The organism is Streptomyces kunmingensis, from assembly GCF_039533535.1.
GTDB lineage: Bacteria > Actinomycetota > Actinomycetes > Streptomycetales > Streptomycetaceae > Streptomyces > Streptomyces kunmingensis.
In genome coordinates, this window is the sequence record NZ_BAAATS010000005.1 from 140,835 (window position 1) to 165,562 (window position 24,728).

At 71.7% G+C, this 24,728-nt stretch carries 21 protein-coding genes and 1 riboswitch; of the genes, 7 read left to right on the forward strand and 14 right to left on the reverse strand.

Annotation, left to right across the window (positions count from 1 at the left end; translation table 11 throughout):
- Nucleotides 1-5: 5 nt before the first annotated feature.
- The 6 genes from ABD366_RS05865 to ABD366_RS05890 all read right to left on the reverse strand — a co-directional run bounded on the left by ABD366_RS05865 (nucleotide 6) and on the right by ABD366_RS05890 (nucleotide 6,267).
- The gene (locus tag ABD366_RS05865; RefSeq protein WP_324766421.1) at nucleotides 6-839 is read right to left on the reverse strand and encodes a carbohydrate ABC transporter permease; all 834 of its coding nucleotides are present in this window, start codon (nucleotides 837-839) and stop codon (nucleotides 6-8) included.
- On the reverse strand, nucleotides 832-1,824 hold the full coding sequence (locus tag ABD366_RS05870; protein ID WP_324766420.1) for a carbohydrate ABC transporter permease: 993 nt from the start codon (nucleotides 1,822-1,824) through the stop codon (nucleotides 832-834). Before ABD366_RS05870 ends, ABD366_RS05865 begins: the two co-directional genes overlap by 8 nt.
- Nucleotides 1,824-3,119, reverse strand: coding sequence for an ABC transporter substrate-binding protein (locus tag ABD366_RS05875; protein WP_324766419.1), 1,296 nt, complete (start codon nucleotides 3,117-3,119; stop codon nucleotides 1,824-1,826). Before ABD366_RS05875 ends, ABD366_RS05870 begins: the two co-directional genes overlap by 1 nt.
- Nucleotides 3,120-3,236: 117 nt before the next feature.
- Nucleotides 3,237-4,085 (reverse strand): carbohydrate ABC transporter permease, encoded by an 849-nt coding sequence (locus tag ABD366_RS05880; protein WP_324766418.1) that lies wholly within the window; start codon nucleotides 4,083-4,085, stop codon nucleotides 3,237-3,239.
- On the reverse strand, nucleotides 4,085-5,017 hold the full coding sequence (locus ABD366_RS05885) for a carbohydrate ABC transporter permease (protein WP_324766417.1): 933 nt from the start codon (nucleotides 5,015-5,017) through the stop codon (nucleotides 4,085-4,087). The genes ABD366_RS05880 and ABD366_RS05885 overlap by 1 nt, the downstream gene beginning before the upstream one ends.
- A complete protein-coding gene (locus tag ABD366_RS05890) occupies nucleotides 5,014-6,267 on the reverse strand; it encodes an ABC transporter substrate-binding protein (RefSeq protein ID WP_324766416.1) in 1,254 nt (417 codons plus the stop codon). Before ABD366_RS05890 ends, ABD366_RS05885 begins: the two co-directional genes overlap by 4 nt.
- 484 nt (nucleotides 6,268-6,751) lie before the next feature.
- Between ABD366_RS05890 and ABD366_RS05895 the strand changes: the two genes are divergently transcribed.
- From ABD366_RS05895 to ABD366_RS05905, 3 genes are read left to right on the forward strand one after another with little or no spacing between them, the layout of a single operon-like run.
- A complete protein-coding gene (locus ABD366_RS05895; protein WP_324766415.1) occupies nucleotides 6,752-7,285 on the forward strand; it encodes a 2Fe-2S iron-sulfur cluster-binding protein in 534 nt (177 codons plus the stop codon).
- Nucleotides 7,282-8,277, forward strand: coding sequence for an FAD binding domain-containing protein (locus ABD366_RS05900; RefSeq protein WP_324766414.1), 996 nt, complete (start codon nucleotides 7,282-7,284; stop codon nucleotides 8,275-8,277). Before ABD366_RS05895 ends, ABD366_RS05900 begins: the two co-directional genes overlap by 4 nt.
- A 25-nt stretch (nucleotides 8,278-8,302) precedes the next feature.
- The gene (locus ABD366_RS05905) at nucleotides 8,303-10,399 is read left to right on the forward strand and encodes a xanthine dehydrogenase family protein molybdopterin-binding subunit (RefSeq protein WP_324766413.1); all 2,097 of its coding nucleotides are present in this window, start codon (nucleotides 8,303-8,305) and stop codon (nucleotides 10,397-10,399) included.
- A gap of 9 nt (nucleotides 10,400-10,408) precedes the next feature.
- Here ABD366_RS05905 and ABD366_RS05910 read toward each other — a convergent pair whose 3' ends face one another.
- Together ABD366_RS05910 and proP are read right to left on the reverse strand one after the other, a co-directional pair.
- On the reverse strand, nucleotides 10,409-10,819 hold the full coding sequence (locus tag ABD366_RS05910; protein ID WP_324766412.1) for an ATP-binding protein: 411 nt from the start codon (nucleotides 10,817-10,819) through the stop codon (nucleotides 10,409-10,411).
- A 101-nt stretch (nucleotides 10,820-10,920) separates the two neighbouring features.
- Entirely contained in the window at nucleotides 10,921-12,462 is a 1,542-nt protein-coding gene (gene proP / locus ABD366_RS05915; RefSeq protein ID WP_324766430.1) for a glycine betaine/L-proline transporter ProP, read from the reverse strand.
- A 294-nt stretch (nucleotides 12,463-12,756) separates the two neighbouring features.
- Between proP and ABD366_RS05920 the strand changes: the two genes are divergently transcribed.
- Nucleotides 12,757-13,023, forward strand: coding sequence for a GlsB/YeaQ/YmgE family stress response membrane protein (locus ABD366_RS05920; RefSeq protein WP_324766411.1), 267 nt, complete (start codon nucleotides 12,757-12,759; stop codon nucleotides 13,021-13,023).
- Nucleotides 13,024-13,268: 245 nt separating this feature from the next.
- Nucleotides 13,269-16,343 carry a discoidin domain-containing protein gene (locus ABD366_RS05925; protein ID WP_324766410.1) on the forward strand — a complete coding sequence of 1,025 codons (3,075 nt, stop codon included), beginning with the start codon at nucleotides 13,269-13,271 and terminating at the stop codon, nucleotides 16,341-16,343.
- Nucleotides 16,344-16,468: 125 nt separating this feature from the next.
- On the opposite strand, the gene ABD366_RS05930 is transcribed toward ABD366_RS05925, so the two are convergent.
- The 6 genes from ABD366_RS05930 to ABD366_RS05955 form a co-directional block, all read right to left on the reverse strand.
- A complete protein-coding gene (locus ABD366_RS05930) occupies nucleotides 16,469-17,080 on the reverse strand; it encodes a class F sortase (RefSeq protein WP_324766409.1) in 612 nt (203 codons plus the stop codon).
- An 82-nt stretch (nucleotides 17,081-17,162) separates the two neighbouring features.
- The gene (locus ABD366_RS05935) at nucleotides 17,163-17,531 is read right to left on the reverse strand and encodes a sortase-dependent protein (RefSeq protein WP_425576946.1); all 369 of its coding nucleotides are present in this window, start codon (nucleotides 17,529-17,531) and stop codon (nucleotides 17,163-17,165) included.
- Between the two features lie 144 nt (nucleotides 17,532-17,675).
- Complete coding sequence (locus tag ABD366_RS05940; protein WP_324772112.1) at nucleotides 17,676-19,622, reverse strand: sensor histidine kinase; 1,947 nt, start codon at nucleotides 19,620-19,622, stop codon at nucleotides 17,676-17,678.
- Entirely contained in the window at nucleotides 19,609-20,331 is a 723-nt protein-coding gene (locus ABD366_RS05945) for a response regulator transcription factor (RefSeq protein WP_324772111.1), read from the reverse strand. The genes ABD366_RS05940 and ABD366_RS05945 overlap by 14 nt, the downstream gene beginning before the upstream one ends.
- A 58-nt stretch (nucleotides 20,332-20,389) precedes the next feature.
- Entirely contained in the window at nucleotides 20,390-21,277 is an 888-nt protein-coding gene (locus ABD366_RS05950) for a class I SAM-dependent methyltransferase (RefSeq protein ID WP_324772110.1), read from the reverse strand.
- Nucleotides 21,278-21,345: 68 nt separating this feature from the next.
- Nucleotides 21,346-22,782, reverse strand: coding sequence for a purine-cytosine permease family protein (locus ABD366_RS05955; RefSeq protein ID WP_411293804.1), 1,437 nt, complete (start codon nucleotides 22,780-22,782; stop codon nucleotides 21,346-21,348).
- Nucleotides 22,774-22,874, reverse strand: a riboswitch (TPP riboswitch). It overlaps the preceding gene by 9 nt.
- A gap of 107 nt (nucleotides 22,875-22,981) precedes the next feature.
- Between ABD366_RS05955 and ABD366_RS05960 the strand changes: the two genes are divergently transcribed.
- Together ABD366_RS05960 and ABD366_RS05965 are read left to right on the forward strand one after the other, a co-directional pair.
- Nucleotides 22,982-23,710, forward strand: a complete 729-nt coding sequence (locus ABD366_RS05960; protein ID WP_324772109.1) for an aspartate/glutamate racemase family protein — start codon at nucleotides 22,982-22,984, stop codon at nucleotides 23,708-23,710.
- 330 nt (nucleotides 23,711-24,040) lie between these two features.
- A complete protein-coding gene (locus ABD366_RS05965; RefSeq protein ID WP_324772108.1) occupies nucleotides 24,041-24,727 on the forward strand; it encodes a DUF4097 family beta strand repeat-containing protein in 687 nt (228 codons plus the stop codon).
- The last annotated feature ends 1 nt before the right edge of the window (nucleotide 24,728 follow it).

A 24,728-nucleotide genomic window follows, 5' to 3' on the forward strand; every position in this document is an offset into this window, starting at 1 on the left:
CGTGCTCAGCCCTTCATGCCGGAGAAAGCGATGCCCTGGATGAACTGGCGCTGCATGGCGACGAACACCACGATCACCGGAAGCGTCGCGAGGAGGGAACCGGCCATGAGGACCGGGTATTCGGTCAGGTGGGCGCCCTGGAGGGTGGCCAGACCGGCCGACAGCGGCATCTTCGCCGGGTCGGTGTTGACGATCAGCGGCCACATCAGGTCGTTCCAGGACCACAGGAACGTGAGGATGCCGAGGGCGAGGAGGCCCGGGCGGGCCAGCGGCAGGGCGATGCGCCAGAAGACGGTGAACGGGTTGGCGCCGTCGAGGCGCGCGGCCTCCTCCAGCTCCTCGGGCAGCCCCATGAAGAACTGGCGCAGCAGGAAGGTGCCGAAGGCGGAGAACATGCCGGGGACGACCAGCGCCTGCATGGAGTCGAGCCAGCCGAGGCTCTGCATGATCTGGTACTGGGGCAGCAGGAACAGCTGTCCCGGCACCATGAGGACGGCGAGGAAGCCGAGGAAGATCGCCCCGCGCCCGGGGAAGCGGATGCGGGCGAAGGCGTAGGCCGCCATCGAGCAGAGCAGCAGCTGGGCCGCGGTGCGCAGCAGCGCCATCACGACGGTGTTGAGGAACTGGCGGCCGAACGGGACGCCGTCGAAGACCTTGGAGTAGTTGGAGAAGTCCCAGTGCGCGGGCAGGATCGTCGGCGGTACCCGGACGGACTCGCCGAAGCTCTTGAACGAGGTGAGCAGCTCCCACACCAGGGGGAAGACGGTGATGATCCCGCCCAGCGCGAGCAGGACGTGGGCGGGCCACATCCGGCCCTCGCGCCGTGTCGACTCACGCATAGTGCACCCACCTCTTCTGCAACCGGAACTGAACGGCCGTCAGCGCCATGATCAGGATGAACAGGACACAGACGATCGCCGCGCCGTAGCCGCGCTGGTTGTCGAAGAACGCCTTCTGGAAGAAGAGCATCACGACGGTCTGGCCCTCGCCGTAGGCCGGGTTCTGGAGCGAGGTGTTCGTGTTGGCGCCGATGATCAGATACACCAGGTCGAAGACCTGGAGGGACTGGATCACCGAGAGCACGGTGGTGAAGAACAGGGTGGGGCTCAGCAGCGGCAGGGTCACCGAGAAGAACTGCCGGACCCGTCCCGCGCCGTCGAGCGCCGCCGCCTCGTAGTAGTCGCCGGGGATGCTCTGGAGTCCGGCGAGGAGCAGGATCATGTTGTAGCCGACGGTCATCCACACGCCGACGATCGCGACCGCGAAGCGGATGGTGCCCGGGTCGGAGACCCAGTAGGTGCCGTCGATGCCGATCGTGGACAGCGCGTGGTTGAGGATGCCGGCGTCGCCGTTGTAGAGCCAGCGCCAGACCACCGCGACGGCGGCGGGCATCGTGACCACGGGCAGGAAGTAGAGGGTGCGGTACACGCCGGTGCCGCGCAGGCCCTTGATGTTGAGCAGCACGGCGAGCGCCATGGACAGCGGGATGCCGAGCAGGACGAGGCCCGTATAGATGCCGGTGTTGGCCAGGGACTGCCAGAATTCGGGGTCGCCCACGAGCGTGCGGTAGTTGGTCAGGCCGATCCAGGTGGTGCCGCCGAAGGCGCCCCATTCGGTGAGGCTGTAGTACAGGGTCTGTACCACGGGCCACAGGTAGAAGACGGCGAGGCCGAGGCCGGCCGGGGCGATCAGGGCGTAGCCCCACCACTTGTCGCGGTGGCGGAAGCGGCGCTCGCGTCGGCGCAGTTCGCGCTGGTCCAGGACGTCCGTCCGGCCGCGTGGTGCGGGGACGGCGGTGTCCTGCGTACGCACGTCGAGGCTCATCAGGACCGGCCCTTTCTCTCCTGCGCGAGCAGCAGGTCCATCGCGTCGGTCAGGGAGTCCGTGGCGCTCCTGACGCTGTCGTCGCCGCTCCACGCCTTGGCGAGCCACATCATTTCCTTGTGCTGCCAGGCCGAGCTGTTGGCGGAGCCGGGGAAGGGCACCGCGTAGTCGAGCGCGTCCAGGTGCACCTGGAGGTCGAAGTCCGGCATGCGGGCGGCCCACGGTTTCGCGGTGCCGTTGCGCGCCGGGATGGCGGTGCCGTACTTGCCCTGGAGCAGTGAGGCCTTCTCGCTGCCGAGGAACTCGACGAACTCGCGGGCCAGTTCGGGATGGGGTGTCCGGGCGTAGACGACGTTGGCGAGGCCGTGCAGGACGGTGGCGCGGCGGCGGCCCTTGGGCATCGGCGCGACGTCGATCTTCGCCCGCAGTTCGGGGTCGGCGTGGAACGTCGCCGCGTTGTAGGACGCCTCGTAGGTCATGGCGAGCGTCCCCGACTGGAACATCTGGGTGGGGTCCGTGTCGGTCATCTGCTGGAGCGAGGGCGAGGCCCGGTAGCGGTGGATCAGGTCGATCCAGAACTGCAGCCCTTCGCGGGTGTGCTCGTCGGAGTAGCCGGAGTGCCGCTTGTCCGGGGAGATGACGTAACCCCCGGCCTGGGGGATGGAGTTGTAGTAGTTCTCCTGCGGGCGGACGGGGGCGCCGACGCCGTAGATCCCGCGCTTGCGGTCGGTGAGCCGCTGGGCGTTGGCGATCAGGTCCTGCCAGGTCCAGGTCGCGTCGGGGTAGTCGACCTTGGCGCGGTCGAAGAGTTCCTTGTTGAACCACAGGGCGACGGTGTCGAAGTCCTTCGGGACGCCGTACTGGACGCCCTTCCAGCGGTAGAGCGAGATGAGGTCCGCGGGGAAGTCGGCGGGCCGCAGCACCGCGTCGGCCCCGTCGGTCTCCAGGGGCAGGAGCTGGCCCGCGTCGGCGTAGAGGCCGAAGTTGGGGCCGTTCATCCAGAAGACGTCCGGGGCGGAGCCGCCCGTGCACGCGGTGCGGAGTTTGGTCCAGTACGTCCCGTTCGGCGTGAGCTGGACGTCGACGCTGACGCCGGGCCGGGTCCGCTCGAACTCCCGGGCCACCCGCTTCATGGCGGGCACCTGGTAGACGTCCCAGACGCCGTAGGTGAGTCGGCCGCGCCGGGAGCCGCCGGCGGCGCCGGACGGGGCCGCGGAGGAACTGCAGCCGGACGCGAGCGGTGCCGCCGCGAGCGTCGTGGCGGCAGCCGCGGTGAGGAGGGAGCGTCTGCGCACGCGGGGCCTTCCTGGGTCGGGGGGACCGGAATACCCAGACGCTATTTGCTCGAAGTTGACGCGTCAATGGCTGTTTAAATCAACTTTGCGCATTCGATGCCGACCGATCAGGCCAGGTCAGTCGATGCCCGAGCGCTCCACCCCCGCCACGATCCACCGCTGGAACAGCAGGAACACCACGAGGAGCGGCACGATCGAGACCGCCGCCGCGATGAACAGCTCGTGCAGGCGCACCACTTGGGACGTGGTGAACGACGACAGGGCCACCTGCACCGTCCACGCGTCGCGGTCCTGGCCGATGACGAGCGGCCACAGGAAGGAGTTCCAGGCCCCGATGAAGACGATGGTGCCGACCGCGGCGAACACGGGCCGGGCGTTCGGCACGACCACGAGCCAGTACGTGCGCCAATGGCCGAGCCCGTCGACCCGGGCCGCATCCTCCAGCTCCCCCGGGAAGCCGAGGAAGTACTGCCGGAAGATGAAGCAGGCGAACGCGGAGAACAGCGTCGGGACGACGAGCCCGCGCAGGGTGGAGACCCAGCCCAGCGACGACACCAGGACGAAGGTGGGCACGAACGTCACCGCCGCCGGGACCATGAGCGTGCCCAGGATCGCGTAGAACACCTTGTTCGCGTGGCGGTACGGGATGCGCGCGAGACCGTATCCGGCGAGCGAGGCCAGGAGCAGGGTGCCCAGGGTCGTCGCGACGGCGATGAGCGCCGAGTTGAGGAGGGAACGGGCGAAGGGGACCGAGGTGTCGTCGAACAGCTCGCCGAGGTTGCCCCACTGCACGTGGGACGGGAAGAACGTCCAGTCGGGCGAGGTGATGTCCTGCTCGGTGGCGAGTCCGTTGCGCACGAGCAGGTAGAAGGGGACCAGAAAGAGCACCGCCAGAGCGATGAGGAGAACGAGCCGCAGGGCGCGGCCGGTGCGGACGAGGGCGTCGCCCTCTCGGATCGGCGGCATCAGTCCGCCTCCTTCCTGCCGAGCCCGAACCAGCGCGCCTGCCCGACCGTCACCACCGCGATGATCAGGGCGAGGAGCACGGCTCCCGCGCTGCCGAGTCCGAGGTTCTGTCCCTGGCCGAGGGCCGTGTAGTAGAGGTAGACGAGCGGTGGTCGCGCGTAGGGCGGATAACCGCGGGCGTCGGAGAGCAGGTTGTAGAACTCGTCGAATGCCTGGAAGGCGTTGATGACGAGCAGCAGGACGACGGCCACGGAGGTGGCGCGCAGCTGCGGGAACGTGATGTGCCGGAACACCTGCCAGCCGGGCCGGGCCCCGTCGACGGCCGCCGCCTCGTAGAGCGTCGGGCTGATCCGCTGGAGGCCCGCCAGGAAGAGGATCATGTAGAAACCCGCCTGGAGCCACAGCCGTACGGTGACGATGACCAGCCAGTACCAGGGCGGGTCCGTGGTGGACAGCCATGCCACCGAGTCCGCACCGGCGTACCCGAGCAGGGTGTTGGCGAGCCCGAACCGCACCCCGTTGAAGAGGGACATCTTCCAGATCAGCGCGGCGACGACGTAACTGCAGGCCGCGGGGAGGAAGAAGACCGAGCGGAAGAACGCCTGGGCGCGCCGCAGCCGGTTGACCATCAGCGCGAGGGCGAGCGAGGCGGCGTACGTCGTCGGCACGATGAAGAGCGTGAAGACGCAGAACGTCCACAGGCTGCTGCGGAACGCCTCGTCGCGCAGGAGCGCGATGTAGTTGTCGAGGCCGACGAAGCGGTCCGGGGTGACGGTGTTGTGGGCGTCGAAGAAGCTCAGCCAGACGCTCCAGCCGAGCGGTACGTACGTGAACAGGCCGAGGCCGAGGACGAAGGGGCCGACGAAGACCCAGAACCACCCCGTACGGTTGCGGGTGATCCGCTTCGCCGACTGCGCCTGTGCGGCGCTCACTTGGACGTCACGCGGGCCAGCTCCGCGGACACCCTCCGTACGACCTTCTTCAGCTCGCTCTCCGGGTTCGCGCCGTCCTTGATGATGCGGTTGAGCGCGTCCTGGTACGCGGTCTGGGCCGCCGGGGTCCACAACAGCGGCTGTGCGTAGCCGTGTTCGGTGGTGAAGCGGACGGCGTCGGCCGCCGCGCCGTCCTTGAGCTTGTCCGCCCTCTTGGCGAGCGAGATACGGGCCGGGATGTGGAAGCCGTAGCCGAGCGCGAAGTCCTCCTGGTAGTCGGTGCGTTCGATCCACAGCCACTTCAGGAAGTCCTTGCCCGCTTCCTGGTGCGCGCTGCGTGTGGAGACCGCGGCGCTGTACGCGCCGACGGGCACGGACGGGGCGCCGTCGGCGCCGTCCTTGGGGAACGGCAGCACGCCGAAGTCGTCGCCAAGGGCCTTCTGGACGGCGGGCAGTGCCCACAGCCCCGACCACTGCATGGCGGTGAGCCCCTGGAGGAACGCGGACGGGTCCGACCAGTCCGCGGGCGCGCCGAGCAGCAGGGACTTGTCCGCGTACAACTGATGCAGTTTGCCGAGCGCGCGGGCGGCCGCCGGGTCGTCGAAGCCGACCTTGCCGTCGTCGGTGACGAGGGAGAGGCCGGCGGCGTAGAGCGGTGTGCCGCCGAGTACACCGGCGCCCGCGTCGTTGCCGAGGAAGAGGCCCTTGACCTCCTTGTCCGTCAACTTCGCTGCGGTGTCCACGAGTTCGTCCAGGGTTCGGGGCGGGCGCACTCCGGCGTCTTCGAGCAGGCTCTTGCGGTAGAAGAGCATCTGCATGTCGATGACCTGCGGGATGCCCCAGATCCTGCCGTCGTACGTCTTCGGGGCGAGGACCGCCGGGTTGAAGTCGTCCTTGACGCCTTCGAAGAGTTCGGTCAGGTCCGCGACCTGCTTGCCCTGGATCTGGTCCAGGGACGGGCCGTTGACCTCGAAGACGTCGGGGCCGGACGTGGTGAGCAGGGCGGCCGCCGTCTGCTGGTCGTAGTTGCCCGGCCGCCACTGGACGGCGACCCGGGCCTTCTTGTAGGCGGCGGCGTACTTCTTCACGGCCTGCTCGGTGCCCTGCTCGCCGTACTGGTGGTACCACTGCGACAGCGCGGGTCCACTGCCGGACTCGCCCGCTCCGCCGCGGCCCGTGTCGGACCCGCATGCGGTGAGCAGTCCGACGGCGGCACCGGTGGCGAGCAGTCCCCTGCGGCTGATGGTCATGTCGGTTGTCCCCAGTCTCGGTCGGCCGGGCGGCCTGGACGGCGGCCCGGCGGTCTCGGTGCGGTGCGAACCCCGTGTGTTTATCCCGACGGCTCAACGATCAACCCTGCATGGGGTTTTCGACGGCGGTGATACGGGCGTATGTCACCGTGGGCGACCTGATCCGGTGCTACGACGATGAGTTGGCGCACGATGAGGGCTACGACGATGTGCCGGGCCCGGTCAATGGCGTGGCCGCACCTGCCGCTGGGAGGGGCGGTCGTGCCGGACGGCCCCCGGGTCCCGCCGGCCGCCGAGCACAGACCACCGCCTTCGGTCCGTCCCCGCCGGGCCGGACGTCGCGCACACCCCGGAGCCGTGCGTCCATCCGGGTCCAGGCGGGCGGCCCCGGGCCCTCTCGGCGTGCCGTGCGGCGCGGCCTGGCACAGGCTGGATACGCGCCACGTCCATCCCCGCCGACGCGTCACCCGAGGAGCAGTGCACCATGCCCACCGATGCCTTCCGTTCGGAAGTGTCACTGACGGTCAATGGCAGCCCGTACCGCCTGCCCCTCGACCACCGCACGACCGTCCTCGACGCCCTGCGCGAACACCTCGGTCTCATCGGCGCCAAGAAGGGCTGTGATCACGGCCAGTGCGGCGCCTGCACGGTCCTCGTCGACGGCCGGCGCGCCAACAGCTGTCTTCTGCTCGCCGTCGCCCACGACGGCGCCGAGATCACCACGGTCGAGGGCCTGCGCGGCGCGGCCGACGGCGAACCGCACCCCCTTCAGCAGGCCTTTCTGGAGCGGGACGCCTTCCAGTGCGGCTACTGCACGCCGGGGCAGCTCTGTTCCGCCGTCGGGGCCCTCGCGGAGGCCGAGGCGGGAGCCGCCTCGCATGTCACGCAGCCCGGCGCGGCCACCGGCGCTCCCGTGACGCTGACCAGGGACGAGATCCGCGAACGGCTCAGCGGCAACCTGTGCCGCTGCGGCGCCTACCCGCACATCGTCGAAGCCGTCGAGGACGTGATCCGGTGAAACCCTTCTCCTACGTGCGCGCCCGCACCGTCGAGGAAGCGACCGCGGCCCACGCCGGCCGGCCGGGCGCCCGCTATCTGGGCGGCGGCACCAACCTCGTCGACCTGATGAAACTCGGTGTGGAAGCGCCCGAGACCCTGATCTCCGTCGCCGGTCTGCCGCTGGACTCCGTCGACGAACTCCCCGACGGCTCCGTCCGGGCCGGCGCCACCGTACGCAACAGCGACCTCGCCGCCCACCCCCTGGTCCGGGACCGCTATCCCGTGCTGTCGCAGGCCCTGCTCGCGGGAGCCTCGGGCCAGCTGCGGAACATGGCCACCACCGGCGGCAACCTCCTCCAGCGCACCCGCTGCCCCTACTTCCAGGACACGGACAAACCGTGCAACAAGCGTGCGCCCGGGTCCGGCTGCGGTGCCCGCGACGGCGTCCACCGGGACCACGCCGTGCTGGGCCACTCGCCGCAGTGCATCGCGACCCACCCGTCCGATCTCGCGGTCGCCCTCGCCGCGCTCGACGCGCAGGTGGAACTGCACGGCCCGGCGGGCGCCCGCACCCTGCCCGCCGCCGAGTTCCACCGGCTCCCGGGCGAGCGGCCCGACCGGGACACCGAGATCGAGCCCGGTGAACTCATCACCGGCGTTCTGCTGCCTCCGACCACCGCCGGGCTGCCCTCCGCGTACCGCAAGGCCCGCGACCGGGCGTCGTACGCGTTCGCGCTCGCCTCGGTGGCCGTGGTGCTCGATGTACGGGGCGCGGCCGTCCACGACGTCCGTATCGCGTTCGGCGGACTCGCGCACCGGCCCTGGCGCGCGCTCCTCGCCGAACAGGCGCTCGTGGGCGGTCCGGCGACGGACGACGCGTTCCGGCGGGCCGTCGACACCGAACTTGCCGCCGCCGCGCCGCTGCGGGACAACGGCTTCAAGGTCCCGCTCGCCCGCAACCTCGCCTGCGACGTGCTGCGGCGCCTGGCCGGCGCCCCCGCCGCCTCCTGACTCGCCGCCCCCAGGGAGATTGATCATGCCGGACACGGTCAGCGCACTCGGTTCGCCCGCCGAGCGCAGGGAGGGCCCCGCCAAGGTGACGGGCACCGCCCGCTACGCCGCGGAACACACCCCCGAGGGCTGCGCGTACGCGTGGCCGGTCCCCGCCACCGTGGCGCGCGGCAGGGTGACCGCCGTCGACGACTCCGCGGCCCTGGCACTGCCCGGTGTCGTCGGCGTCCTCACCCATGAGAACGCGCCGCGCCTGACCGACCCGGACGACGCGATGCTCGCCGTGCTCCAGGACGCGCGGGTCCCGCACCGGGGGTGGTACGTGGCCCTGGTCGTCGCCGACACGCTGGAGACGGCGCGGGAAGCGGCCGCCGCAGTGCGGATCTCCTACGCCGAGGAGCCGCACGACGTCGAGCTGAGGACCGATCATCCCGAGGCGTACGTGCCGCAGGACGAGGACGGCACCTCGGGCGAGCATCTGCGCGGCGAGGCCGACAACGCGTTCGCCGCCGCGCCCGTCCGGGTCGATGCCCTCTACCGGGTGCCGCCCCTGCACAACCACCCCATGGAGCCGCACGCGGCCACCGCCGTCTGGCAGGACGGGCGGCTGACCGTGCACGACTCCAGTCAGGGCAGCAGCACGGTCCGCGATACCCTCGCCGCCCTCTTCGAGCTGCCCAAGGACCGGATCACGGTGGTCTCCGAGCACGTCGGCGGCGGCTTCGGCTCGAAAGGCACGCCCCGCCCGCACGTGGTGCTCGCCGCGATGGCCGCCCGGGCGACCGGACGCCCGGTCAAACTCGTCCTGCCACGGCGGCAGTTGCCGACCGTGGTCGGCCACCGCTCCCCCACCTTGCAGCGCGTGCGGCTCGCCGCCGAGACCGACGGCACGCTGATCTCCGTCGTGCACGAGGTGACCGCGCACACCTCGCGCATCAAGGAGTTCATGGAGACGGGCGCCGCCGCCACCCGGATCGTCTACCCCTCGCCGCACTCCCGGACCACCCACCGCGTGGTCCCCCTGGACGTGCCCACCCCGTCCTGGATGCGGGCCCCCGGCGAGGCCCCGGGCATGTACGCGCTGGAGTCCGCGATGGACGAACTGGCCGTCGCCCTGGACCTGGACCCGGTCGAGCTGCGCCTGCGCAACGACACGGACACCGAGCCGGACAGCGGGAAGCCCTTCAGCAGCCGGCACCTCGCGGAATGCCTGCGCGAAGGCGCCCGGCGCTTCGGCTGGTCCGAACGCGACCCGCGCCCCCGCTCGCACAGCGAGGGTGCCGTCCTGATCGGCACCGGCATGGCCGCCGCCACCTATCCGGCGCTCGCCTCCCCGAGCCGGGCGAGCGCCCACGCCCACCCGGACGGCAGCTTCGAGATCCGGGTCAACGCCACCGACATCGGCACGGGCGCCCGTACGGTGCTCGCCCAGGTCGCCGCCGACGCGCTCGGGGTGCCCCTGGACCGGGTGCGTATCGAGATCGGCGACAGCGACCTGCCGTCGGCGCCGCTCGCGGGCGGTTCCTCGGGAACGGCCTCCTGGGGCTGGGCCGTCCACGCGGCCGGTACGGAACTCGCCGAGAACCTGGAGCAGCGGCGCGGGCAGCCGCTGCCGCCGGAGGGCGTCAGCGCCTCGGTCGACACGAAGGGCACGGCCGACGCGGACAGCGACTACTCCCGTCATGCCTTCGGCGCGCACTTCGCCGAGGTCGGCGTCGACACCGTGTCCGGGGAGGTCCGGGTGCGCCGTCTGCTCGGCGTCTACGCGGCCGGACACATCCTCAACCCGCGCACCGCGCGCTCCCAGTTCATCGGCGCGATGACGATGGGCCTCGGGATGGCGCTGACGGAGGGCAGCACGATGGACGCGGCCTTCGGCGACTTCGCCGAGTGCGATCTGGCCGCGTACCACGTGCCCGCCCACGCCGATGTCCCCGCCATCGAGGCGTACTGGATCGACGAGGACGACCCCCATCTGAACCCCATGGGGAGCAAGGGGATCGGCGAGATCGGCATCGTGGGCACGGCCGCGGCCATCGGCAACGCCGTCCGTCACGCGACCGGCGTCAGGCTGCGCGAACTGCCCCTCACCCCGGACCGGATCCTGAGTGGCGGGGAGTGAGGGACCGCCTCAGGCGACGTAGTCCGGCCGGAAGCAGGCGGTGACGTCCTTGCCGCGCGGGCACGGGTGCGCCTCCCAGGTGTCCGCCAGCGCGTCGATCAGCAGCATGCCCCGGCCGCCGAGCGCGTCGTCGTCGGGCTTGCGGGGCTCGGGCGGCTGCGGCGAGGAGTCGTGCACGGTGACATGCAGGCAGTCGCCGTCCCAGGTCAGCACCAGCAGGGCCGTGCTCTTGGCGTGGACGTGGGCGTTGGTGACCAGCTCGGAGACGGCCAGCAGGACCGCGTCGACCGTGTCCGGGGCGCTGTCCAGCCAGCCCAGCGCCGCCAGATGGTCGCGGGTCCAGTCCCGGGCCGCCTTCACGCCGCTGCTCATCGGCAGGGAACGTGCCCACCCCACGGCGCGCAGGGAGGAATCGTCCATGTCGTGGCTCCTAGTTTCTCGAGGGTTCCCCTTCGTGTGCCCTCGAACGGCGGGATGAGACGGCCCTGTCCGCCGTGCGTGCCCGCTTCTCGCGCGGCGTGTCAGTCCTTGTGGTCGGTCTTCTCCGAACGGTCCCGGCCGCCGAGGGGGTGCCACAGGCGCAGCCAGACGTCGCGCGCGTGCCGTCCGGCCTCGGTGCGGCTGCGGGCCACGAGCTCGCGGGCCTGGTCGGGTGTCTCGACCATCGGCCCGGAGCCGCGCAGCGGCCGGCCGGCCGTCTCGTGCAGGAAGAACGTCGACACGAGCCCGATCGCTCCGGCCACCATCAGGTAGTACCCCGGGACCAGCGTGTTGCCGGTCTTCTCGACCAGGAACGAGGCGAACAGAGGGGTGGTGCCGCCGAAGACGGAGACCGAGATGTTGAAGGCGATCGACAGGGCGCCGTAGCGCAGCCGGGTGGGGAACAGGGCCGGAAGCGTGGCCGCCGCCGTCCCGGCGAAGCAGACCAGGAGCAGGCCGAGGATCACGCAGCCGAAAGCGGGCAGCAGGATGCCGCCCTTCCTGATCAGCAGGAACGCGGGGAGGGCCAGGGCGATCATCGCGATGCTGCCGCCCATGAACATCGGGCGTCTGCCCCACCGGTCCGAGCTGCGCCCGACGACGGTGATCGTGAGCACCACCAGCAACATGGTGCCGAGGACGAGGAGTTGCGCGGTGGTGTCGCTCTCCCCCAGCGTCACGGTCATGAAGGTCGGCAGATAGGACGTGACCATGTAGTTCGTGACGTTGTAGAGCAGCACGAGCCCCATGCAGATCAGTACGGCCTGCCAGTGGCGGGTGAAGATCTCCTTGAGCCGTCCCTTTCCGGACTGCCTGGCCGCCTCGACGGGGTCCGTGTCGCCGTCCCCGTCCCCCGTCTCGCGCTCGGCGGCCTCCGAGGCCGCCTCCTTCTGGAAGGCAGGCGTCTCCTCCAGCTTCAGCCGCATGTACAGACCGATGAGACCCAGTGGCCCCGCGATGAAGAAGGGGATGCGCCATCCCCAGCTCTCCAGTCCGTCGGAGCCCAGGGTCAGCGTCAGCACGGTGACGAGTCCGGAGCCCAGCGAGTAGCCCACGAAGGTGCCGAAGTCGAGCCAGCTGCCGAGAAAGCCCCGGCGCTGGTCCGGCGCGTACTCGGCGATGTACGTCGTGGCGCCCGCGTACTCGCCGCCCGTGGAGAAGCCCTGGACGAGCCGGCACAGGAGGAGCAGCAGCGGCGCGGCGAAGCCGATGGAGGCGTACGTCGGCAGGAAGCCGACCGCGAAGGTGCTGGCCGCCATCATGATCATGGTCGCGGCGAGGACGCGCTGGCGGCCGATACGGTCGCCGAGCGGTCCGAAGACCAGTCCGCCCAGCGGACGCACGAGAAAAGCCGCGGCGAACGTCGCGAACGTGGAGACCACTTGCGCGCCGGGCGAGCTGGAGGGAAAGAAGACTTTGCCGATGGTGCCCGCCAAATAGGCGTAGACCCCGAAATCGAACCACTCCATGGTGTTGCCGAGCGCGGCGGCCGTCACGGCGCGCCGGACGGTCGGGCGGTCCGAGACGGTCACGTCCTCGGCGCTGAGCGCCTTTTTGCGTCTGCGCAGCAGGGTGCGCACCATCCGGTCGGTTTCCGGCGTACGTGTCGCCTGCGTCTCCCGTGCCCGGGTCCGCTTGAGCGTGCCGTGCGGAAAGCCTTTCGCCATAAGGCTTTTCTCTCCCTGTGCCGGTGCCGCTCCTGGCCTTCAGCTCCTGAAAGTCGTCTCGGCGCAAAATTAAGCCGGTCGGAATGGACCGGCAACTTCTCCGCAGCGGATGAGGACTTTGGTCCTGTGTACGACGACCGGACCGGGATAAGAGGACAGAGCTTCACTCGACATGAGAGCTTCACTCGGCATGACGGAAAGGACGAACTCGTGGGCATCATCGCCTGGATTCTGATCGGACTCATCGCGGGAGCGATCGCCAAGGCCCTCACTCCCGGCAAGGACCCGGGCGGCTGCCTCATCACGATGCTGATCGGCATCGTGGGCGGCCTCCTCGGCGGCTGGCTCGGCAAGGTGATCTTCGGAGTCCACTCCATCAACGGCTTCTTCAGCCTGTCCACGTGGATCGCCGCGATCGTCGGTTCGGTGATCGTGCTGCTGCTCTACCGTCTGGTGACCGGCCGTTCCTCACGCTGACGCCAGCACCGCACGCCGCGCGCCGGGCCGCTTCCCAAGCGGCCCGGCGCGGCTGTGTGCCGTGCGTGTGCCATGCGTGTGCTGTGCGCGTGCTGTGCATGTGCCATGCGGGTGCAGTGCGGGTGCAGTGCACCTGTGGTCTCGTCACTCACCCCCGTCACACCCGTTGACGTGCGTTCGGGCGTCGTCCAAGAATGAGCGGCACGCCCTTTTGACAACGTTGTCGACGTAGAGAGGCCACGCTCGTGCCGCATATATCCCTCCCGGTGGACCGCCGGCGGTTCCTGCAACTCCTCGGCGTCACCGGCGCCTTGACCGCCCTCCCCGCGGCCCTCGGCACCTCCACGGCACGGGCCGCAGGCCGCACCGACACCCCGCCCGATGCCACAGCCGCCACGTACCACCGCGTGCTGCTCCAGCACACGCGCTGGTCCGAGACGCAGTGGGACGAGGCCAAGGGCTACTACACGGACAAGGACTTCGGCTTCGCCGTGGTCCTCGGCCACGCCGTGCTGCTGACCCACGGCACCTACGACAGTGATCTGGCCGGGATCGACCGCGAGACGCTGAAGCAGCGCACCCTCGCCACTCTGCGCCACTTCGCCGTGTCGAACCGGCTGACCGGTGGCACCCAGTGGGGCCGCAAGCTCTTCTTCGACACCACGTTCCAGTCGTACTTCATCCTCGCCGCCCGCCTGCTGTGGGACGACCTCGACGCCGCGACCCGCACCGCCGTCGACACCATCACCCGTGAACAGGCCGCCTACACCACGGCCCTGGGCACCGGCGACGACCCCGACTCCGGGGACTGGACACCGAACGGGCCAATGGGCGGGCATGGCGGGGACACCAAGCTCGAGGAGATGGGCCTGTACGCGCAGACGCTCGCGCCCGCCCTGGCCTGGGCCCCGGACGACGCGCGCCGCTCCGCCTGGGCGTCCGCCTACGGCACCTGGTCGCGCAACGAGGCAGGACTGCCGCCGGCCGACCTCGCCAACCCCGCGCGCGTGGACGGCGTACCGGTCAGCGACAACACCGCCCGCAACCTGTACGACACGTTCATCGTCGAGAACCACGGCTCCTTCGGCCCGCACTACCAGGAGGAGTTGTGGCGCACCTCGGGCCGCAACGCGGCGCACTTCCTCGCCGCGGGCCGGCCCCTGCCCGAGGTCCTGACGGCACAGCCCAACGCGCAGCCGCTCTGGCGCACCCTGCTGGGAGTCATGAGCGACGCGGGTGAACCGCTGATGCCCATGGTGAACGACCGCGAGCACCTGTACGGCCGGGACGTGATCCCGCTGGCCTTCCTCGCCCAGGTGGCCGGGGACCGGGCGGCGGCCCGCGCGGAGGAGGAGCTCGCCGCGCGCCTGGAGGCGTACCAGAAGTATCCGCCGGAGTACCGCCTGGCGAAGTTCTCGGGCGAGCCCAAGTACGAGCCGGAGGCGCGCGCCGAACTCGCCATCAGCTATCTGCTGCACGTGTGGGCGGCCGCCGCCGGCCGGCACGTGCGGCCCTTGTCCCGGGCCGAACTGTTCGACCGGGCGGCGGGCGTCACCGACTTCGGCACCGGCCCGGGCCTCGTCTCCCATCAGACGCCGGCCGCGTGGGCGGGCGTCGTCACCAAGCCGGGCTTCGTGAAGTTCGCCTGGCAGCCCGCCCACGACGACTGGCTGTTCCGGCTCAGCGGCGGCACCCCGATGTTCCTGCCCGCGACCTCGGGGAAGGTCGCCTCGCGGACGGTGCGCCTCTACGAGTCCGTGCGCGACGGCTTCGACGGCAGCGCGACCGTGCTGCGCCTGGGAACGGGTTTCGCCGGCTACACGACCCTGCCGACGGGCGCGGTCGTCTACGCGACGGACGGCACCGCCGCCGGCGAGGGCCACCTCGAGGTGCACAACCTGACGATGCCGGGTGTGGCGGGCCTCGACGGCGCCCGTTCGTACCGCTTCGAGGAGGGAAGTGCCACGGTCCGGGCCAAGGACACCGCGCCCGCGGCCGGCTCCGGGCGCGTCGACGAACTGACCTTCGCCGCCACGTCGGTACGGCACGTCCGCATGCTCGGCGTCCGGCCCGACCCGACGTACGGCTACTCGCTGTACGCCGTCGAGGTCCGCGCCGGGGCCGACGGACCCGACCTGGCCCGCGGGCGCGCCGCGACCGCGTCCTCCTCCGACACCGGCAAGGGCCCGGCCCTGGCGGTGGACGGCGACGCGGTGAGCCGCTGGGCCGTCTCCAGGGCCGACCGTACGCGCGCCGACAGCTGGTGGGCCGTGGACCTCGGCTCCGTCCAGGAGATCGACGGCGTCACCCTGCGCTGGGAGGCCGCCGCCGGGCGCGCCTACCGCCTTCAGGGCTCGGCCGACGGCGACCACTGGGACGACCTCGTGTCCTGGCCGACCCCCGCGGTGAGCAGCCGCGGCGGCTGGCTCGACGTCGACGGCCGGGCCGGGTTCGTCGTCCGGGGCGGCGAGCACCCGCTCGCGGTCTACGACGACACGATCGTGCTGGCCGACGGCCCTGCCGCGTCGCTCGTCGTCGAGGGATTCCCCGGCGCCTCGGCCGCCTCGCTACGCGCCCTCGTGCGGAAGTCCGCGCCCACGGCGGACGGCGACGCCGTGCGCGCCGCCCTGACCGACGGCCACCTGAGCCTGTTCAACCTGTCGGCGAGTCCGGTCACCACGCACGTCCGGGTGGAGCAGACCGGCGCGCGCCGGGCCGTCTTCGAGGGCACGCAGACCGTGACCCGGGACGGTATCGCCTACGAGGCCGCGCTCGACGCCGCTGCCGCCTGCCTGCTCGCTCCCCGCCTCACTCTCGTCCCGCTGTCGGGCAAGGCGCTGCCGACGGGTCTGCGGGTCCAGGTCCTCGACGGGGCGACCGTGCGCCTCTCGGGCCCGTCCTGCCGGCTCCGTGTCGAGGCCCAGGGGCACGGCGCCGCCCCCTACCCGCACGACGATCTGGCGCTCGGGAGGAACGTCTTCCCGACCAGCCCCCTCCCCGCGGGTATGTCCGATCCGGCCGCCGCGGTCGACGGCGACCCGCGGACGGCGTGGACCCCGGGGCCCGACGGCCGCCTGGTCGTCGACCTCGGGACGGAGCGGGCGCCGCGGACGGTGGAGGCCGAGTGGAACCACGGCGACGCGCCCGCCGCACAGGTCGAACTGAGCCGCGACGGCATCACCTACGAGAGCGCGGGCCACATGGCCGGTCATGGCCGCACCCGCCGCCTCACCCCTACCGGTACCGCGCGCTACGTCGCGTTCAAGGTCGCCGGGACGGCCCGGCCCGGCACCCGGCTGGTCCGGCTGTCTGTACGGTGACCTGACGGGCGTCGGCCGCTCCGCGCGTCCCGGGCGCGCGGGTCCCGGCCGGGGCGGGCGCGGCGCGCGGATCCCAACTGGTGGGCGTCGCAACCGAGTTACGATGCGCCCCTGTCGAACCGCGGTCAGTCGCGGGTGAGTTCGGCGTACACGATGAGGTTGTCCACGGGGTGCCCCTGGGCGTCGTACGTGCCGTCGCAGGTGATCAGGCGCAGGGCGCGGGTGTTCGTGGCGCCGTAGACCTTCTTCGTGGGGAAGGCCTTCTTGCTGACCGTCTCGGTGGACGTGACCTTGAAGTGGGCGGTGCCGCCCGAGGAGTTGCGCACGGCGACGTCCGCTCCCGCGCGGAGCTTGCGCAGGTTGTGGAAGACGGCGCGGCCGAACTTCGTGTCGTTGTGCCCGATGATCACGGCGGGTCCGCGCTCGCCCGGCGTGGCCGCGCCCGTGTACCAGCCGGCGGTCATGCCCTGCTCGGCGGGCGGGACCTCGACGGTGCCGTCCTGGTTCAGGCCGAGCGGGAGGAGAGCGCTGTCGACGCCGATGGAGTCGATCGTCACCCGCTCCGGTTCCCCGGACCGGGGACGCTCGGAGGTGGGGCCGCCGCTGGGCGGGCCGGTGCGCGGGACGGCGCTCGCGTCGCCGCTGATCCGGGCTCCCGCGCCGGACGAGCACGCGGTGAGCGGGGCGAGGAGGACGAGTAGGGACACGGCGGTCGCGCGCCACCTCGGCTGGTGCACAAGGGACTCCTGGGACGGGAAGAGGGGTGGCGCCGCCCGGGAGGGCGGGCGGCGCCGGGAAGCCGTCAGGGACGGCGGCCGCTCAGCGCTGCGACGCGCGGCGGCGCAGCACCACCGTGCCCGCGCCCGCGAGGAGCGCCGCCGCGGTGAGCGAACCGACGAGCGCCGTGGAGGTGGTTCCGTCGCCGGACGCCGGGCGTTCGCCCGCCGCCACTCCCCCGCGCGGGGCCTCCGCGGCGGCCGCGGCCCGCTTGCGCGCCTCGTCGGAGTCGCGCGACGGAACGGGGGAGGGCGCCTCGTCGGCCTTGTCCTCGGCCGCAGGGGCGCTCGCCACCGGCTTCGGCGTGGCGGGCGTGGTGTCCGAGGCGAGAGCGGTACCGGCCGGCGCGAGCACGCCGACGGTGACGGCCGCGGCGACGGCCGCTGTACGCAGGGACAGCCTGCGGGGCAGTCGGTGGGACATGGGTGACTCCAATACCTGGGGGCTCTCGGCCGGTCGGCCGGGAGGTGCCGATGCCGGGCGGGGCCCTTGATCGACGGAACCCAGGCTCGCGTGGAGTTGTGAAGAAGCTGTCAGACCGCTGTGGTCATCGCATCAGGGCCGGTCCGCGGCGGCCGGTCCGGCGAGCGGCAGCCGCAGTGTGAACACCGATCCCTCGCCCTCCGTGCTGGCCGCCGTCGCCGAACCGCCGTGCGCCTGGGCGAGTTTGCGCACGATCGACAGGCCGAGACCGCTGCCTCCGGTACGCCGGTTACGGGACTTCTCCGCACGCCAGAACCGGTCGAAGACGTACGGCAGGTCCGCTGCGGAGATGCCGCTGCCGGTGTCGGCGACCTCCACGATCACCTCGTCGCCGGGGTCGGTCGCGTAGGCCCGCAGCGTGACCGTGCCGTCCGGGCCCGTGTGGCGTATCGCGTTCGACACGAGATTGGCGACCGCCTGCCGCAGCCGGACCGGGTCGGCCGCCAACTCCGGTACAGGCGCGGCGGGTTGGGCCACGGACAAGGTGACACCGACTGTCTCCGCGCGTACGTGGTGGGCCGCGGCGACCTGGCCGAGCAGTTCCTCCACGCGCACCGGCCGCGGGTGCAGGCGCAGGGTGTCCGCGTCCGCGGCGGCCAGGTCCTGGAGGTCGTCGATGAGGTGTTGCAGTTGCACGGCCTCTTCGAGGAGCGAGTCGATGAACGCCGGATCGGGTTCGGCGACCCCGTCCTGCGCCGCCTCCAGCCAGCCGCGGATGGTGCTCAGTGGCGTGCGCAGTTCGTGGGCGACGTCGCTCACCATCGCCTTGCGCTGCTCCTCCAGGCGCGTGCGGTGCGCCGACATGTCGTTGAAGGCCGCCGCGAGCCGGCCGATCTCGTTGTCCGTCGTCACCGGTACCGGCTGGGTCTCCCGGCCGTCCTTCATCCGCTGGGCCGCGCCGGTCAGCGCGTAGAGCGGCCGCACCAGGCGGGTGCCCGCCAGGACGGAGGCGCCGACGGTCAGGGCGAGGACGAGCGCGGCGACGCCCGCGATCTTCGCCGTGTTCAGCGGGGACAGGTCGAACCCCGGGACGGTGGTGCCGCCCTGGTCGCCGATGAACAGGAGCACGGGCGCGGCGACGTACGAGGTGAGCTGTTCGCGGCGTGCCGTGCCCACGCAGGAGGCCACGGTGCGGTCGCCCTCCACTCCTGTCACGGCGGGGACGGGGGCCGGGGCCGCGTCACGGGCCGCCTCGGTCGCCTTGTCCTGTGCCGCGGGGCGCGCTCCTTGCTGCCAGGTCAGGTCGAGGGCGAGGTCGACGCGGTAGTGGCTCTGCCGCTCGAGGCAGGAGTTGGTGAGCCGGGTCAGTGCGGTGAGCGCCTTGCGCTCCGTCGTCGTCGGCCGGTCGAGGGCGTCCGTCGTGCACTTGACGGCGCCCGATGCGTCGGCCCCGGAACCGACGGTCTCCACCCGGGGGCGCCCGCTCGGGCCCACCACGACATCGGCCGCGACCCCGTCCGTACGCAGGCACGACCTGTGCCGCTCGGCGAGGGCGCGCAGCTGCGACCGTTCTGCGGCGGGCAGCCGGAACGGGCCGACGGCGCGTGCGTCGATCCGGTCCGCCGCCGCGTCCGACGTCCCGGTCCGGCCGGCGGCGAGCGCCGTGTCGACGGACAGCGGGTCGACGGTGGCCGAGGCCTGTGCGGGCAGCGTGGCCGCCGGGGTGTGCCCGGCCGAGTCGGCGAGCGGTCTGCGCGCCTGCGTGGTGAGGGTGATGTGCCGTCCGGTGGTGCGGGCCAGTTCGTGCACGGTCGCGTCGACGCCGTCCCACCGGGAGTGCGTGGCGGCGTAGCCGAGGAGGGTGTCGTAGATCCGGGTGTCGTCGGCGAGGTTCTGGCCCTGCTCCTGCTTGATGGCACCGGAGGTGGTCTGCACGGCGAGCCAGGCCGTCGCCGCGACGGAACAGGTGGCGACCAGGACGGAGACTCCGAGCAGCCTTCCGCGCAGGCTCTTGCGCAGCGGTGGCCGCCCGGTCCGCGGGCTCGTCCGGTGGTCCCCGTCCGTCCTACGCCGACGCATCGCGGGCCCCCTTCGCCGGGTCCGTCAGCTTGTAGCCGACGCCGAACACGGTGAGCAGGCGGACGGGGCGGCGGGGTTCGGGTTCGATCTTCTTGCGGAGGTTCATGACGTGCACGTCGACCGTGCGGTCGCCTATGTACCGGTCGAATCCGTGCAGTTCGGCGAGGAGCAGCTGCCTGCTGAAGACCCGGCCGGGTTCGGCCGCCATCGCCGCAAGGAGCCGGAACTCGCCCGGCGTGCACTCCACCGGCGCGCCGTCCACCGACACCTCGTGCCGGTCGGGGTCGACGACCAGCGAGCCGACCCTGAACTCCGTGGAGCCGGGCGAGGGGAGACCGCCCCGGCGGGTGCGCCGCAGCAACGTGCGCACCCGCGCCATCAGCTCGCGGGGGCTGTACGGCTTCGTCATGTAGTCGTCGGCCCCCAGGTCGAGGCCGAGCAGCAGATCGTCCTCGGTGCTGCGCGCCGTCAGCATCAGCACCGGCACCTCGCGCGCCTCGGCCCGCAGGACCCGTACGACGTCCAGGCCGTCGGCGCGCGGCATCATCACATCGAGGACGAGGAGGTCGGGTTCGCGGTGCCGGACCTCCTCGATGGCCTGCCGCCCGTCGCGAACGACGGTGACGGCGTGGCCCTCCCGCTCCAGATAGCGGCGGACCAACTCGGCCTGCTTCTCGTCGTCTTCCGCGACCATGACATTTGCGCACACGCCGCAGATCGTAGGCGAGCCGCGTGCGGGCCGGTGGAGGGGCCATGGCCGGAAAGCTTCAAGGACGGCGCGCGATGTACAGCTCTCGTGTCGAGCGCACGACGAGGTCGGCACGGTGGCGTACATCCTGCGCACCGCCGTCCAGAAGAGCGTCGAACGCTACGAGGTCGGCGGCGTCGACCAGTCCGTCGACGGCCTCGCGGATGCGGCGCAGGGTGAGATACGCATAGCGTCCGGCGCTCTCGGGCAGCGGCGTGTCCGCGTCCACGCGCAACTCTTCAGTGCGCTCGTGCTCGATGGCGAAGCCGGCCCCTGTCAGCGCGGCGGCCCAGTCGGATCCCAGGTGCGGCACCTGCTCGGCGTGCAGGCCCGCGAGCGCCGCACGGCAGCGGGCTTCGAGGCCGACACGGTCCGGCACGGCGTCGTCGGGCAGGAAGCGCGGCATCCCGTCCAGTTCGGCGACGGCGAGGAGTCCGCCGGGACGCAGCGCGGCGAAGACGGCGGCCAGGGCGGCGGCCGGGTCGTCCAGGTGGTGGAGGGAGGCCGAGGCCCAGACGAGGTCGGCGTCGCCGATGCCGGGCAGGCTCGCTCCCGCGTCGGCCTGGAGCGGGCGCACCCGCGCGGCCACGTCCTTGGCGGCAGCGGCCCGCGTCAGCTGTTCCAGCATCGCGGCCGAACTGTCGACGGCGGTGACCCGGGCGTCGGGGAACCGCTCGAGGAGCGCGAAGGTACCGGCGCCGGTGCCCGCTCCGAGGTCCACGATGTGCCGGACGCCGCCCTTCGAGAGGTCCGCGATCCGGCGGGTGGTCGCGGCCAGGTAGGGCGCGAAGAGTTCGGCGTCGAGGTCGAGGATCTGCGCGAGGTCGTCCCCCGGGTCCGAGCCGTGGGAGTGGGAGCGGGTGTCGGCGTGAGACCCGTGGTGACCTGCGGATACGTGGTGCGTCATAGGACCGACGGTACGCAATCTCGCTCACGACGCATAACATCTTGCCCATAACGCAAGAAGGTCCCGCTTCAGGAGGCTCGACGCGCAACGCCGCCCGCCGCGCTCCCCCGCATCCTGATCGGCGCGTAGATACCGAACCCTACGACGAACGCGACGTAGTAGCCGAGATCCGCGCCGTGCAGCGCCTCGGCCACGGGGCCGACGTAGAGGCTCGTGTTCATGAACGGGACCGTGGCGGCGAACGCGGCGAGGAACGCCAACAGGGCGGGCAGGAAAGGTTGCCGGCGGGACTGTTCGACGGCGAGGTCGAGGGGGGTGCCGTTGCGCGCGCGGGCGCGGGCCAGCCAGTCGACGAGGACGACCGCGACGAACCCGGGGATCCAGTACCCGACGAACAGGAGCACGTTCTGGAAGCGGGCGGCGGTGTCGGCGGCGTGCATCCACAGGACCAGGGGGAACCCGAGGAGTGCGGCAAGTCCGGCGGCGAGCGGGCGCGGCACGCGGGCGCCGATGACCTGCAGGGCGAGCGAACCGCTGTAGTCGTTCATCGCGTTGCTGCACAGCGCGGCCAGCGCCACGGCCAGGAGACCGGCCGAGCCGAGCACACCGCCGCCCAGCAGCGTGTCGACACCGTGCGCGGTCTGGTCGGTGAAGACGGAGGCGCCCCAGAGGCCGAGCGCCTGCACGGCGGTGAAGGACACGACGACGCCCGCCAGCGTGCACCAGAACATGCGGGAGGCGGAGGTGGCGCGGGGCAGGTAGCGGCTGAAGTCACTGGCGTACGGCGCCCAGGAGACGGCCAGGCTCAGCGCGATGGTGGTGGTCAGGGCGAAGGCCCCGACGCGGTCCGCCCCGTGCGCGCCGCCATGGCTCACGGGTGTGACGCCCGCATGCGCGAGGCGCAGCGCCAGGGCGCAGAACGCGACCGCCAGGACGGCCGTCATCCACTTCTGCAGGCGGTGGATCGCCTCGTAGCCCAGCGCCCCGAGGGCGCCCTGGGCGGTCATCATCACGAGCGCCCCCAGCCAGAACGGCCAGCCGCAGAGCCGGGCGAGCGCGTCGCCGCCGAACAGGCCGATGAGCGCGTCCCAGGCGATCGACGACAGCCATTGCAGGGTGCCGGGGACGACGACGCCCCGGCCGAACGCGAGGCGGGCCAGCGGGAGTTGACCGGCTCCGGTGCGGCTGCCCCACGTGCCGAGGTACGCGGTGGGCACGGCGCCGAGCACGGTGCCGAGGACCACGGCCGCGAGGGCGGTGGCGAAGTCCAGGCCGAGGGCGATGCCGACGGTGCCGGTGAAGACGCCGCTCATGGTCAGGTTGGGCGCGAACCACACGGTGAACAGCCGCCCCGCCCCGCCGTACCGGTGGTTCTCGGGGACCGGGGCGATCCCTCGCGCCTCGGGCCGCCAGTCCCCCGGCGCGGCGGGCATCCGTCCGTCGAAGGCGGACTCGCTGCGCCGCTCGGCGGCGTGCGGCTCCATGGAAGCGTGCGGCATCGACATCGCTGACATCCCTCCGCCAGTGCTAACTGGTTCAGGTTCTACGGGTGTGATCTCAGCCCCGTCATAGCCGCGGGGCACCCCGTGTCGGGCAGTACCGGTGCGAACATTAGCCGCCGCCTCGCCAGGCTCCGACAGCACCCCACCTTGGGCCAGGAATAAGCCTTGCTTATGAGGTGACCGTCCGACGTAGAGTTCGCTTATGAAGACGAAGACCATCGGGTTGATCGGCGGAATGAGCTGGGAGTCGACAGCCGAGTACTACCGGCTGGTGAACGAGCTGACGCGGGAGCGGCTCGGCGGGCTGCATTCGGCGCAGTGCGTGCTCTACTCCGTGGACTTCGCGGAGATCGAGCGATTGCAGGTCCAGGGGCGCTGGGCGGAGGCCGGTCAGATCCTCGCCGAGGCGGCCCGGCGCCTGGAGGCGGCCGGCGCCGACCTGATGCTGTTGTGCACCAACACCATGCACAAGGTCGCCGACCAGGTTCAGGCGGCCACGGCCGTTCCCCTGATCCACCTGGCCGACGCGACGGCCGACGCGGTCCGCGCGGCGGGCATGAAGCGGGTCGGCCTGCTGGGCACCGCGTTCACGATGGAGCAGGACTTCTACCGGGGCCGGCTCGAACAGCGCGGCCTCGACGTGCTCGTACCCGATGACGCCGGGCGGGCTCTCGTCCACCGGGTGATCTACGAGGAGTTGTGCCTCGGCGTGGTCCGTGACGCCTCGCGCGCCGCGTATCAGGAGGTCATCGCGCACCTCGTCGAGGCGGGCGCCGAGGGCATCGTCCTGGGCTGTACCGAGATCGAGCTGCTGATCGGCGCCGAGGACAGTCCTGTCGCGGTCTTCCCCACGGCGCGGCTGCACGCGGAGGCGGCGGTGCGGATCGCACTGGACGACGTGCGGATCGCACGGGGCGACGGCACGCTCTGAGGCAACCTTTTTGCGTTTCCTCCTCGCTGTTCAGTTTCATTTCGGCTGTTCAGGGGAGTTCGTGCGACGGCGGTTCGGCCCGAGCCCCTCCCGGGAGGGTTCGGCAGTGAGCTCGCCGCCCCGCTCTCCGCCGTCCGGGCGGAGAGCGGGGACCCCGCGGTGATCGTGTGAGCGGAGCGCCGTACGGGGCAGTCGGTCACCATGAAGGCAGCGATGAAGTCATCCGCCCGGTACCTGGCCGTCGGGGTTGCCGGGATGGCGGCGATCCCTCTCCTCGCGGGGTGCACGAGCTCCGACCCGCAGCCCCGATCCCCTTTCGAGGGAGCCGAGTTGGCCTCCTCGGATCGCCGGCTGACGATCACCACGGACAACGGGCTGCGCCTGCGGCCGACGGACGGCGACCGGATCCGCGTCGACCCGGCCGTCTCCCCTGACTGGTCCCGGGACGGCCGCACCCAGGTCCTCGACCTGTCGTGCCACGGGCCCGACGACCAGCCCGAGGACGGCTCCGACGACCGGTTCGAGGACGGGTCCGACCACCGGTCCGACCGACCCTGCCCGCGTATGCCGGAGATCGAGGTCCCCGCCGGCACCGCGGTGACCGTCACCGCCCGCAACGCCGGCATCGACGTCGCCGGAGTGACCGGCTCCCTGGACCTGACCACCGTCAACGGCGATGTGACGGTGGCCGGTTCGGGCAACGGCGGCGCGCCGGTGCGGCTCGCGACCCGGAACGGTTCCGTGCACGCGACAGACGTAAGCGCGTCGGCACTGCGCGCGCGTACGGTCAACGGCGACGTCACACTCGGCTGCGCCACCGCCCCGCACCGGATCTCCGGGCGCACCGTCAACGGCTCCGTGGACGTCGCCGTCCCCCACGACTCCCCCGCCTACCGGGTGACGGCCACCACGGACCACGGCCGGCCCCTGATCTCGGTCCCCACCGGCAGCGGTCGGCCCGACCGCACCATGGCGCTCGCCACGGTGAACGGCGACGTACGGGCCGACCGCGACTGAC